This window comes from Flavobacterium caseinilyticum, from assembly GCF_004349085.1.
In the GTDB taxonomy this organism is placed as follows: domain Bacteria; phylum Bacteroidota; class Bacteroidia; order Flavobacteriales; family Flavobacteriaceae; genus Flavobacterium; species Flavobacterium caseinilyticum.
Genome location: NZ_SMFM01000003.1, coordinates 96,259 through 108,464, shown reverse-complemented (window position 1 = coordinate 108,464; position 12,206 = coordinate 96,259). Strand labels below are relative to the sequence as shown.

The following is a 12,206-nucleotide window of genomic DNA, read 5'->3' as shown; positions in this document are numbered from 1 at the left end:
AAAAAATTTTAATTTATATTAATAGCAGCTTCTAATTAAAGAATTCTATTGATTTGAACAAACGTTTTTTTATAATAGGGTTCTTTCGTTGAGGAAATAATTACTCCTTTTGAAGTAGAGGAATGGATGAATTTGATTTCATCATCGTTAACTTCAATCACGATTCCTACATGATTAATTTGACTGTTTTTGTTTGTTTTAAAAAATATTAAATCACCCTTTTGAGCCTCGTCATTTTTAGGGTTCAAAACAACCCCTTTTTTTGACTGCAGATAAGAATTGCGCGGAAGTGGAATGTTTTGGGAATCAAAAACTGTAAAAACCAATCCGGAACAGTCATAACCCGCCTTTGTAGTTCCGCCATATTTATATTTTGCTCCCAGATTTTCCTCAGCTTCATCAATAAGTTTTTCAGCCAGACGATTTGTTTCTCGTTTTTCAGATCGAGTTGATTTCTCTTTTGGCGCTCCTTTTTTTGAAGTAATAATTGGGGATGTTGATTTACATGCCGTAAACAAGATGACAAGTAACAGCAGAGACAGGGAGTTTTTCAAAATTGTATTTTTTAATTAAAGGATTGCAAGCTACTGTAAATCAGAAATAATAAATTCCGCGGTTTTTTTACTGGCGCCTTTGCCTCCTAATTTCTGTTCTAATAACGCATATTTTTCTAAAAGAGTATCGCGATGATTAGATTCCAATATCTTTTGAAGTTCCTGGCGAATTCGTTTTGTAGTACATTCCTCTTGAATTAACTCGGTTACCACCTCTTCATCCATGATTAAGTTAACCAGTGAAATATATTTGAGCGTAATAATTCGTTTCGCAATTTGGTAGGAAGCCCAACTGCCTTTGTAGCAAACCACTTCGGGTACTTTGAACAGCGCCGTTTCCAGTGTTGCGGTTCCCGAGGTAACAAGCGCCGCAGTTGCATTGCGCAACAAATCATAGGTTTTGTTGGATATGAATTTTATGTTTTCTTGTGTGATAAAATTTTGATAAAAAGAAAATTCCTGACTCGGAGCGCCAGCAATCACAAATTGATAGTCTGGAAAATCATTTACAACGCTTAACATAACAGACAACATTTTGGTAATTTCCTGTTTTCGGCTGCCTGGCAAAATAGCGATGATCGGTTTTTCGTTTAGTTGATTTTCTTTTCTAAAAAGTATGGGATCAACGGCGGTTTGATTATCAATAGCATCGATCAGCGGATGGCCAACGAACTCCACAGGATAATTGTGTTTCACTTCATAAAATTCTTTTTCAAAAGGTAAAATGACATACATTTTATCAATATCACGCTTAATGTCAGTAATTCTGCTTTCTTTCCAAGCCCAGATTTGAGGCGAAATATAGTAATGTGTTTTCATCCCTAATGCTTTCGCCCATTTGGCAATGCGCAAATTAAAACCCGGATAATCAATAAAAATAAGTACATCAGGCTGAAATCCTAAAATGTCTTTTTTGCATGTTTTAATATTTTTGAGAATAGTTTTCAGATTGAAAATTACTTCAATAAAACCCATAAATGCCAAATCGCGATAATGCTTGACTAATGTTCCGCCGACATTTTTCATCAAATCGCCGCCCCAAAAACGGATGTCAGCAGCCGGATCCTTTTTATAAAGTTCTTTCATCAAATTAGAACCGTGTAAATCACCTGAAGCTTCTCCAGCAATTATATAATATTTCATGTTTTATTTATTGGGAAATTCTAAATTCAGTTGTTGAGCTTATAAAGTCCTATGATTTATAATCTGTGCTAGTCTGCAAAGTTAAACTTTAAATAAATAAAGTGATAATCGCCAAAGCAATAACAGCTAAAACTACACCTCGAGCCATTAATTCTTTGTTCATTTTTAATAAAACGCCAAATGCAATTAAAGTTAGAATGGATCCTAAAGTGATGATTTTGCCCAGATTTCCTTGGGATTTCATGATCTGAATACCCGCAATAAATTCGAATTCAGTAAACAAGGTTATAAAAATATAACTCCCTAAGATTGTCGTTACGAATCCTATCAGAAAACCTACTAATAAGTCTATTTTATTCATTCCATTTCCAGGTGTTAAGTTGTTGTATCGCATGATGCGCAGTTAGGTCAAATTGAACGGGTACAACTGATATATAACCGTTTTCTAATGCCCATTCGTCTGTATCAACGCCTTTGTCTTGGTTTACAAATTCACCTGCAAGCCAGTAATAATCCCTACCCTGTGGCGTTTTTCTTTTGTCGAACTTTTCTACCCACAACGCTTTCGCCTGGCGACAAATTCGGATTCCTTTGATGTCTTCTTCTTTTAATTTTGGAAAATTCACATTCAAAAGAACGCCTTCCGGCAATCCTTCTTCTAAAACTTCCAAAGCTATTTTGCGGATAAATGATTTGATAGCGTCGAAATTTGCGTTCCAGTCATAATCCAACAGCGAGAAACCAATGGCTGGAATTCCCTCAATGCCCGCTTCAACTGCCGCACTCATTGTACCGGAATAAATTACATTTATCGAAGAATTGGATCCGTGATTTACACCGGAAACACAGAGATCAGGTTTTCGTTTTAGAATTTCATTCACCGCTAATTTCACGCAATCCACAGGCGTTCCGGAGCAGCTATATTCTATAAAAGGATCGCCATCTTTTGAAATTTTATTCAAATAAAGAGTGCTGTTTATCGTAATGGCATGTCCCATGGCACTCTGCGGGTTATCGGGAGCCACAACAACGATTTCTCCTATTTTTGCCATCACAGCAATTAGAGCGCGAAGTCCGGGTGCTGAAATACCGTCGTCATTCGTTATTAAGATTAATGGTCTAGATTTTTTCATGCTTTTAAATGCCAAATAAAGAATTGATTGTTTATATCTTCAACCAACAAATGTAATAACACCGATTGGAATGAGTGAACAAAATACAAAAATTTGTTATGTTGATTCATTTAATTTAAAACAAAAGAAAGATTTTTTATCTTTAACAAAAATTTATGGGGAGCCTGCTGATGTTGGCATAGTTTTTACCGTAATTTAGATTAAAAATTGATGAATACTATTCTGAACTTTATGAAAAGACATTATAAGATTATCCTTGTCGTTGTATTTATTTCGGTGACATTATTTGCCTTTAAATTAAATGCCTCAAAAGCTAGTGATCCTGAAAAAGATAAATTGCTTTTAGAGTTATTAACTTTTGTTATCGAGAAAGGACATTACAGTCCCGCTACAATCGACGACGACTTCTCTAAAGGAATTTACAAAGATTATATTGAAGCCTTAGATCCTTCTAAGCGTTTCTTTTTACAGGCTGATATCAACGAATTTTCAAAATATGAAACTCAGTTAGATGACCAATTGTTGAATAAAGATTTGACTTTTTTTTCTCTGACTTACGATCGATTGATGAAAAGAATGGAAGAAAGTAAAGTGATTTACAAAGATGTATTTAGTCGGCCATTTGACTATTCTATTGATGAAAGTTTCAATGTTGATTATGAAAAAGCGCCTTATGCCGCAACGGTTGCTGAGTTGAAGGAAAGATGGCGTAAACAAATTAAGTTGTCAACCCTGTCTTCATTGACAGATCGTATCAAAACGCAGGAAAGTGTTGGAAAAGCTACTGATGAATCAGCAAAAACCACTGTTGATCCTGCTGAAAAAGCTAAAATTGAAAAATCTTCAGAAAACAATACACCGAAAACTTTTGCTGAACTAGAAAAAGAAACCAGAGAAAGCGCGAAAAAGTCGCTGGACGAGTATTTCGGATTTATGAATGATTTAGACCGTAATGATTGGTTTTCTGTTTATATAAATTCAATAACAGCTCGTTTTGACCCGCATACGAATTATTTTGCAGCAGAAGAAAAAGAGCGTTTTGATGTTAGTATTAGCGGTATATTAGAGGGAATTGGAGCGCGTTTACAGAAAAAGAATGATTTAACAGAAATTTCAGAACTTATATCTGGAGGTCCGGCTTGGAGAGGAAAACAATTAGAAGCTGGCGATTTAATAATGAAAGTCGGTCAGGGAAATGGAGAAGCAGTAGATGTTGTCGGTATGCGTTTGGATGATGTTGTCAAAAAAATTAAAGGTCCGAAAGGTTCCGAAGTACGTTTAACCGTTAAAAAAGTAGACGGAACAATAAAAGTGATTTCTATTGTCAGAGATATTGTTGAAATTGAAGAAACGTACGCCAAATCTAGTATAGTCAATAAAAACGGACTGAAATACGGGGTAATCTATCTACCAAAATTTTATATTAATTTTGAAAATAAAGACGGCAGAGATGCCGGTAAAGATATTGCAATTGAAGTAGATCGACTCAAACAGGCAGGAGTAAACGGAATCGTTTTGGATGTTCGCGATGACGGAGGTGGTTCGTTATCAACTGTGGTAGATATTGCCGGGTTGTTTATTGAGCAAGGGCCTATTGTTCAGATTAAATCTGCCGGCAGAAAAAAAGAAGTGTTGTACGATAGAGACAAGAAAATTGAATGGGACGGACCTTTAGTAATTATGGTTAATAGTTTCTCTGCTTCAGCCTCTGAAATTTTGGCAGCGGCAATTCAAGACTATAAACGAGGAATTATTATCGGAAGTAAGCAAACTTACGGAAAAGGTACAGTTCAAAATGTTATCGATCTGAACCAATTTGTAAGAAGTAGTTCTGTGGGAGATTTAGGAGCTATCAAAACTACAACTCAAAAATTTTACAGAATCAACGGAGGTTCTACTCAGCTAGAAGGAGTGAGAAGTGATATCGTCATGCCAGATCGCTACGCTTATCTAAAAATGGGAGAGCGTGATATAGATAATGCAATGCCATGGGATAAAATTGACCCCGCTGATTATAATGTTTGGAGTAATAATGCCAACTTTAATCAGGCAATCGCTAATAGTAAAAATAGGATTAGTGCTAATCCGCAGTTTCAATTGATCGAAGACAACGCTAAATGGATTGATAGCAGAAGCGAAGAAAATGTGTACAGTTTGAATATTGATAAATTTAAAACTGCCCAAAACCAGATTGAAGAACAAGCGAAAAAATACAAGCCAATAGTAAATTATAAAAACAACTTGTTATTTACTTCATTGCCGAATGAAATTGAAGCTATGAAAAAGGATTTGACATTAAAGCAAAAGAGAGAGAGTTGGCATGAGGCATTATCGAAAGATATTTACGTAGAGGAGGCGCTAAACGTTTTGGACGATTTGCAAGCCAAAGCTATTTCTAAAAAAAACATCCCTGTTAAATTAAAAAAGGATAAATTAGCGAAATCTTAAGTAGCACCTTTTTTTAATGCATAATACAACACAATCATTAACCGCTATTGCGCTCCAGAAATTTAAAAAAAATTTCTGGGGCGTTTTTAGTTTTGGATATATTATAGTTTTAATTTTTATATCTCTTTTTGCATATGTTTTGGCGCCAGATAATTCAGAAAATGCGAATCAAATGCATTTGTCCATCAACTCAAAACCACCTGGTTTTGAGGTCGAAATGTTAGTGGTTCCGGTAGATGAAAAACCAACCACTTCACTGTCTAATTACTTTTTTGGGTTTCCAAATACAGTTACAGAGATACCTATTAAAAGCTATGCAATTCGCGGAAATACAATTGAATACGAAGAGTATACAAATGAACCGTCGCTTAAAATAATAAAGCAGCTTTCGCTCGACAGATTTTCCGAGGTGACAGATGTTAAAGATATCGAAATGAAATTCATTAGAACCCAAACTTTTTATTTGGGAACGGATAAATATGGAAGGGATTTACTGAGCAGAATGTTAATTGGATCTCGCGTATCGATTTCTATTGGTTTTGTCGCGGTGATAATTTCTTTAGTGGTTGGACTTTTTTTTGGAGCAATTGGAGGCTATTTTGGTGGAAAAACAGACGCGTTAGTTATGTGGCTTGTGAATATAATATGGTCCATTCCTACGCTTCTCCTGGTGATAGCGATAACTTTAGCATTGGGCAAAGGTTTTTGGCAGGTTTTTATAGCAGTTGGACTCACAATGTGGGTTGAAGTGGCCCGTGTAGTGCGCGGACAGGTAATAAGCGTTAAGGAAATGCAATATGTAACAGCAGCGAGAGCGTTGGGATTTAGTGATTTTAGAATCATATTTAATCACATATTGCCCAATATCATGGCTCCAGTAATAGTAATTTCTGCTGCGAATTTTGCCTCGGCTATACTAGTTGAAAGTGGCTTAAGTTTTCTTGGACTTGGTGCACAACCACCAATACCAAGTTGGGGTAGTATTATTAAAGATCATTATAGTTATATTATTCTTGGTAAACCGTATTTGGCGATGGTTCCGGGATTAGCGATTATGTTATTGACATTAGCTTTTATGATGATGGGTAATGCACTCCGCGATGCTTTAGATGTAAAAGAATAAGTCAAAATTGTAGCGCTTGCTTTGTCTTTAAAGTTTAAAGAAAAGCAAAAGAATACACCTGATATTTCCCCATTTATGTATAAATTAAGAGGTGATCTACCCCTTAAGATTTTTAATTAAAAGGGAGTTTAGTTTAACTCGGAATAATCATCATTACCATTCATTTACTTTATTGGCATCCATTTTTATGAATATAAAGAGCAATATTGTGAAGCCCCATAGTCCGGAACCTCCGTAGGAAAAGAATGGCAGCGGGACTCCAATTGTTGGGAAAACCCCTACAACCATCGCTATGTTCACAAAGAAATGTGTAAATAGAATTCCTGCAACACAATATCCATAGACTCTACTGAATTTTGTTTTTTGTCTTTCAGCGAGGTAAATTATTCTAAGAAATAAGCCAGTAAAAAGTGCAATTACTACTAATGAACCAGCAAATCCCCATTCTTCTCCCACTGTAGTAAAAATGTAATCCGTGTGTTGTTCTGGTACAAATCCCCCTTTTGTTTGTGTTCCTTCAAGAAACCCTTTTCCGAACCAACCTCCCGATCCAATGGCTATTTCTGATTGATTAGTGTTATATCCAATACCTTTAAGATCAACTGCTTTGCCTAAAAGAATGTTGAAGCGATCTCTGTGATGTTGTTTGAATAAATTGTCAAATACATAATCAACTGATAATACGAATCCAGAAATCAATACTAAAAGAATACTACTTAAAACGATATTTCGATCGGCTAAACGTGATTTTAAATGAACGATAATCAGTATCCCTAATCCGATAAGAATCACATATTCGGGTTCTAATACTAGTGTTAATATGAATAAAAGTATGGTTACGAATCCTGTTAATACGTACCAACCTGGGAGTCCTTCCCGGTATAAAACAATGATGAATATACTGTATATCAATGCGCTTCCCGGATCTGGTTGTGGCAGAATAAGCATGATAGGTAGAAAGATTATTGCAAGAGCCTGTATTTGTCTATTCGTATCTTTTAAATTGATTTGAGTGTCGCTTAAGAATTTGGCTAAAGCCAAAGATGTTGCGGCTTTGGCAAATTCTGAAGGTTGAATAGTCAAACTTCCAATGGCATACCAGCAACGTTGTCCTGCGATGGTTTTTCCGAATAAAAATAAGCCAGCTAATGTCAGTAGGGAAATTCCAAAAATTATGCTTGCATACTTCTCGTAAAACTTACCATCGACAGCTAGTATTATGAAGATTAAAGGAATTGTTAAAACAATAAATATTAATTGTTTTTCGTATGTATCTTCCATTGAAGATAATGAAGATGAATAGATGTTTAGCCAGCCCAAAATAACTAATGCAACATAGATGACTATGCTAATCCAATCTATATTATTTGTTATGCTTTGGTTTTTCATTTGAATTAAATAGCTGGTTTATTCTCTTTTGTAGAATCAATTTTTACTTTTACGTTCGGTATGATAGTTTTCTTTTTTAACAGAGAATCACTTATTTTTATTTGTAACTTCACCGCTTCAGAAAGTCCACCTAATTTTGCATATCTACTTTGTAAACTTGTAGTCAGAATTCGTTTCTCCAAGTCAACTCTGGTAATTTTTTGTCTCAAATATTTTTCAATCATCAAACTAGCGATTGGACCAGCGATAGCAGCTCCATAACCTCCGTTTTCAACCAATATTGCTATCGCAATTTTTGGATTGTCTTTTGGTGCAAAAGCCACAAATATAGAGTGGTCTTCCAGTTTTGTTCTTACTCCGTTGATTTTAGCAAAATTTTCTGCTGTCCCAGTTTTACCGCAAATATCGATCCCTTCAACTCGTAGAGCAAACGCAGTTCCTTGGTTATAAACATCAAATAAACCACTGATCATTGGTTTGTAATACTTTTTATCTATTGTTGTAACGTGTTTAGTTGTGAATTTTTTATCGATTTTATGACCTTCTATTTTTTTGATGATGTGAGGTGTATAATAATAGCCTTCATTAGCGACCGTGGCCATCATATTTGCTAATTGAATGGGCGTCATCAAAACTTCTCCCTGTCCGATTGCATTTGATATAATTGTCGTCCCGCGCCAGCCACCATTAGGATAGACTTTTTTATAAGTTTTAGAATCGGGTACGTTTCCTTTTTTTCCAGTAGGTAAATCATATCCCATGAATTGACCTAAACCAAAACTTTTTATGTGATTACTCCAAACATCAACTGCATAGACTGGTTTCGCGTATTTACCAATAGTTTGCAAATAGACATTCGAAAAATAAGCATTGCAAGATCTAAAAATACCATTGTGTAATTGTACCGATCCAAAAATTTTACAGTGACATTTCTGGAATCGTCCACGACCGTAGCTAAAACCACCATAACAGGAGTAAGCAGTTTTCTCATTTATAACGCCTTCCTGTAGTCCAACAAGTCCGGTTAAAATTTTAAATGGTGAACCAGGAGGATATTCAGCTAATAAACCTCTGTCATATAAAGGTTTTGCGATGGAATCGCGATATAAAACAGTATAATTTTTTGATCTTTGTCTTCCTACTAAGATGGATGGGTCATAAGATGGCGCTGTTACCAGTGCAAGTATTTCTCCGGTTCTAGGTTCAATTGCAACAATTCCACCTCTTTTATTGATCATTAATTCTTCTCCATATTTTTGAAGTTCAGCGTCAATGGTAAGATTTATGTCTTCACCTTGAACAGCAATAGTGTCGTATTTTCCATCTTTATAGGAACCAATTTCACGATTGTATTTGTCTTTTTGGAAATATTTGACTCCTTTTACTCCGCGTAGAAGATCTTCATAACTCTCTTCAACACCTTGTCTTCCTATTAAGTCACCGCTATTGTAATACGGATTTTTCGCTACGAGTTTTTCATTAACCTGCGTAATGAAACCAAAAATATTAGCTCCATAAGCTACTTCATAATCACGCAGAGATCTTTTTTGAAAGTAAAAACCGCTATATTTTCTGATTTTTTCCTGAAAGGCAGCAAATTCACTTTTGTTCAACTGTGATAAAAATACGGATGGTAAACGCGGACTATATATTTTTGCTTTTTCGATTTTTTTTATAAAATCTTCTTTAGAAACATCTAATAGTTGGCAAAATTCTACGGTATCGATGTTTTTTAATTCGCGTGGAATTACCATAATATCGTATGATGCTTGGTTAGCAACTAATAATTTCCCTTTTCGATCATATATGTAACCTCTTTCGGGATATTCGTATTTTATTTTTATGGCATTGTTGTCTGATTTTAACTTTAAAGTATCATCAACAACCTGCAAATAAAATATTCGTATTAGAAGGACAAAGGTTCCAAGAATGATTAAGGAAGGCAATAAGACTTTTCTCATCTTTTGTTTGGCTTAATAAGATATATTATGATTATGCAAGTAATGGTTGTAAATAATGTACTAAGAACTGTTCTTAACAATGCTTCTAATAGTAAGCTCACTTGGAATGCTTCAAGAAAAAATAACGTAAAGTGATGAATAATTACAGCAAATGCGATAAAAGAAAAACGTTGTGGCGTTAAGACATCGTTCAGTTTTATAGTTTGGTATTCATAACTCAAACCGAAAGCAAATTTAAAGATAGAAGGTCTAAAATAGGCTAAAACTAAACAAGCTGTTGCATGTATGCCTCCAGAATTACTAAACATATCCATAATAAGTCCAAGTAAAAAGCTGGCGGCTAGCAGGCCAGACTTATTTCCATTGACAGGATAAAGTATGATAAAAAGGAGATAAGGGAAAGGGCTGATGAAACCCAAGAAATTCATGTTATTGAAGATAATAATCTGAATTGCCAATAACAGAATAAATCGGGAAATATTGACTAACAATGCGCTATTCATCCTTTTCTCTTTTTTCTAAATTAGTAATTTCTTCACGATCTTTACTTTTTATAATATAAACGTGACCTAAATTAGTCATGTCATTAAATAATTTTACATTTATGGTATAGTAATTATTTTTTTCTTCTGTAAAAATTTTATCAATAGTACCTATTCCAATATTTTCCGGAAAAATCACGGATTGTCCGCCAGTTACAATTGTATCGCCTTTTCTTACTGAAGCTAGTCTAGGAACATCTATTAACTGAACAAACCCAGTGCTTTTACCATCCCAAATTAAAGATCCGAAGTGATTTGACTTTTTGATTTTAGCATTAATTTGTGATTTTTTATTTAAAATACTAATGACAGTTGAATATTTAGCAGAGGTGTTTTCTATTATCCCAACAATCCCCAAGCTATTAATGACACCCATATCTGGTTTTACACCTTGTAATTCTCCTGAATTTAAGGTTAAATAATTTTCATGAACACTATAGGAATTACGGATGACTTTTGAGACTAATAAGTCTTCGGGTTTTACGCCTTTTATACTGTCTAATCTTTTTATATCAGATGAGTCCTTAAGATTGAAAAGCATACTTTTTAATTTAGCATTTTCAAGAGCAAGCGCATCATTTTCAATTTTTAAATTTAAGTATTCATTAAGATTATTGACCCTCTCATAGACTCCGCCACTTAAAAAGTTTGCGGAACTAATTATTTTGCTTCTGTGAAACGAATGAGATTGAATAGTAAGTGATAACGAAATCCCCAAAAGCAGCAAAAACAGTAACTTATTACTGTTTTTAAAAATAAAATAAAATATTTGCTGCATTGCTTAACGGTATAATGTAAATAACTACGTGTCTAGTTTTGTAATTTAATCATTGTCAATCGGAACAAACTTCGCAAAGGATGAGTCTGCTCAAAATTATTACTTAATCAAAATGCTTTTAAATTTTGTAATATTTTTAAGTGCCATACCTGTTCCTCTAACGACAGCTCTCAATGGATCTTCAGCAATATAAACAGGTAAATCTGTTTTTTGAGAAATTCTCTTATCAAGACCTCTTAACATCGATCCTCCTCCTGCAAGATAGATTCCTGTATTGTAGATGTCAGCAGCTAATTCCGGAGGGGTTTGTGATAATGTTTCCATTACAGCATCTTCGATCCTTTGGATTGATTTGTCTAATGCTTTAGCAATTTCTCTATATGAAACTTCAACCTGTTTTGGTTTTCCGGTAAGTAAATCTCTACCTTGAACGGACATGTCTTCAGGAGGAGTTTCTAAATCTTCGATAGCGGCGCCAATTTGAATTTTTATTTTTTCAGCGGTAGTTTCTCCAACAAAAAGATTGTGCTGGGTACGCATATAATAAACAATATCATTCGTAAATACATCACCGGCAATTTTTACCGATTTGTCACAAACAATTCCACCTAATGCAATTACTGCAATTTCAGTTGTTCCTCCACCAATATCAACAATCATGTTTCCTTTGGGTTGCATAATGTCAATTCCAATACCAATGGCAGCTGCCATAGGTTCGTGAATCAAATAAACTTCTTTTCCATTTACTCTTTCGCATGATTCTTTTACTGCTCTCATCTCCACCTCAGTAATACCGGAAGGAATACAAACAACCATTCTTAATGCTGGAGTAAACATTCTTTTTTTTAATGCTGGTATGCTTTTTATAAATAAGCTTATCATTTTTTCTGAAGCATCAAAATCAGCAATTACACCATCTTTCAACGGTCTTATTGTTTTAATGTTTTCATGTGTCTTACCCTGCATCATGCTGGCTTCTTTACCTACAGCAATGATTTTACCCGATATTCTGTCACGGGCAACTATTGAAGGACTGTCAATTACTACTTTGTCATTATGTATGATTAAAGTATTAGCGGTACCAAGGTCTATCGCAATATCCTCGGTCATGAAATCAAAAAATCCCATAAGTTTT

At 34.7% G+C, this 12,206-nt stretch carries 11 protein-coding genes; 2 read left to right on the top strand and 9 right to left on the bottom strand.

All coding sequences use genetic code 11. The features are described 5' to 3' along the window. Nucleotides 1–35: 35 nt before the first annotated feature. From E0F89_RS08925 to surE, 4 genes are all read right to left on the bottom strand, one after another. Complete coding sequence (locus tag E0F89_RS08925) at nucleotides 36–554, bottom strand: C40 family peptidase (RefSeq protein ID WP_131909462.1); 519 nt, start codon at nucleotides 552–554, stop codon at nucleotides 36–38. Nucleotides 555–584: 30 nt separating this feature from the next. Beyond that, nucleotides 585–1,697: a lipid-A-disaccharide synthase gene (gene lpxB / locus E0F89_RS08920; protein WP_131909461.1), complete on the bottom strand. Its 1,113-nt coding sequence runs from the start codon at nucleotides 1,695–1,697 to the stop codon at nucleotides 585–587. An 88-nt stretch (nucleotides 1,698–1,785) separates the two neighbouring features. Continuing rightward, the gene (locus E0F89_RS08915; protein ID WP_131909460.1) at nucleotides 1,786–2,058 is read right to left on the bottom strand and encodes a hypothetical protein; all 273 of its coding nucleotides are present in this window, start codon (nucleotides 2,056–2,058) and stop codon (nucleotides 1,786–1,788) included. Continuing rightward, nucleotides 2,051–2,830: a 5'/3'-nucleotidase SurE gene (surE, locus tag E0F89_RS08910; RefSeq protein WP_131909459.1), complete on the bottom strand. Its 780-nt coding sequence runs from the start codon at nucleotides 2,828–2,830 to the stop codon at nucleotides 2,051–2,053. Before surE ends, E0F89_RS08915 begins: the two co-directional genes overlap by 8 nt. Nucleotides 2,831–3,040: 210 nt before the next feature. Here surE and E0F89_RS08905 point away from each other — a divergent pair, with 210 nt between their 5' ends. Together E0F89_RS08905 and E0F89_RS08900 are read left to right on the top strand one after the other, a co-directional pair. Further along, on the top strand, nucleotides 3,041–5,278 hold the full coding sequence (locus E0F89_RS08905) for a carboxy terminal-processing peptidase (protein WP_131909458.1): 2,238 nt from the start codon (nucleotides 3,041–3,043) through the stop codon (nucleotides 5,276–5,278). Nucleotides 5,279–5,294: 16 nt separating this feature from the next. After that, the gene (locus tag E0F89_RS08900) at nucleotides 5,295–6,401 is read left to right on the top strand and encodes an ABC transporter permease (RefSeq protein WP_131909457.1); all 1,107 of its coding nucleotides are present in this window, start codon (nucleotides 5,295–5,297) and stop codon (nucleotides 6,399–6,401) included. Nucleotides 6,402–6,554: 153 nt separating this feature from the next. On the opposite strand, the gene rodA is transcribed toward E0F89_RS08900, so the two are convergent. From rodA to E0F89_RS08875, 5 genes are all read right to left on the bottom strand, one after another. Then, nucleotides 6,555–7,790, bottom strand: a complete 1,236-nt coding sequence (gene rodA / locus E0F89_RS08895) for a rod shape-determining protein RodA (RefSeq protein WP_131909456.1) — start codon at nucleotides 7,788–7,790, stop codon at nucleotides 6,555–6,557. 5 nt (nucleotides 7,791–7,795) lie between these two features. Continuing rightward, the gene (gene mrdA / locus E0F89_RS08890) at nucleotides 7,796–9,751 is read right to left on the bottom strand and encodes a penicillin-binding protein 2 (protein WP_131909455.1); all 1,956 of its coding nucleotides are present in this window, start codon (nucleotides 9,749–9,751) and stop codon (nucleotides 7,796–7,798) included. Beyond that, nucleotides 9,748–10,254 carry a rod shape-determining protein MreD gene (locus tag E0F89_RS08885; protein WP_131909454.1) on the bottom strand — a complete coding sequence of 169 codons (507 nt, stop codon included), beginning with the start codon at nucleotides 10,252–10,254 and terminating at the stop codon, nucleotides 9,748–9,750. The genes mrdA and E0F89_RS08885 overlap by 4 nt, the downstream gene beginning before the upstream one ends. Next, nucleotides 10,247–11,071: a rod shape-determining protein MreC gene (gene mreC, locus E0F89_RS08880; protein ID WP_131909453.1), complete on the bottom strand. Its 825-nt coding sequence runs from the start codon at nucleotides 11,069–11,071 to the stop codon at nucleotides 10,247–10,249. Before mreC ends, E0F89_RS08885 begins: the two co-directional genes overlap by 8 nt. A 99-nt stretch (nucleotides 11,072–11,170) precedes the next feature. Then, on the bottom strand, nucleotides 11,171–12,199 hold the full coding sequence (locus E0F89_RS08875) for a rod shape-determining protein (RefSeq protein WP_131909452.1): 1,029 nt from the start codon (nucleotides 12,197–12,199) through the stop codon (nucleotides 11,171–11,173). Between the last annotated feature and the right edge of the window lie 7 nt (nucleotides 12,200–12,206).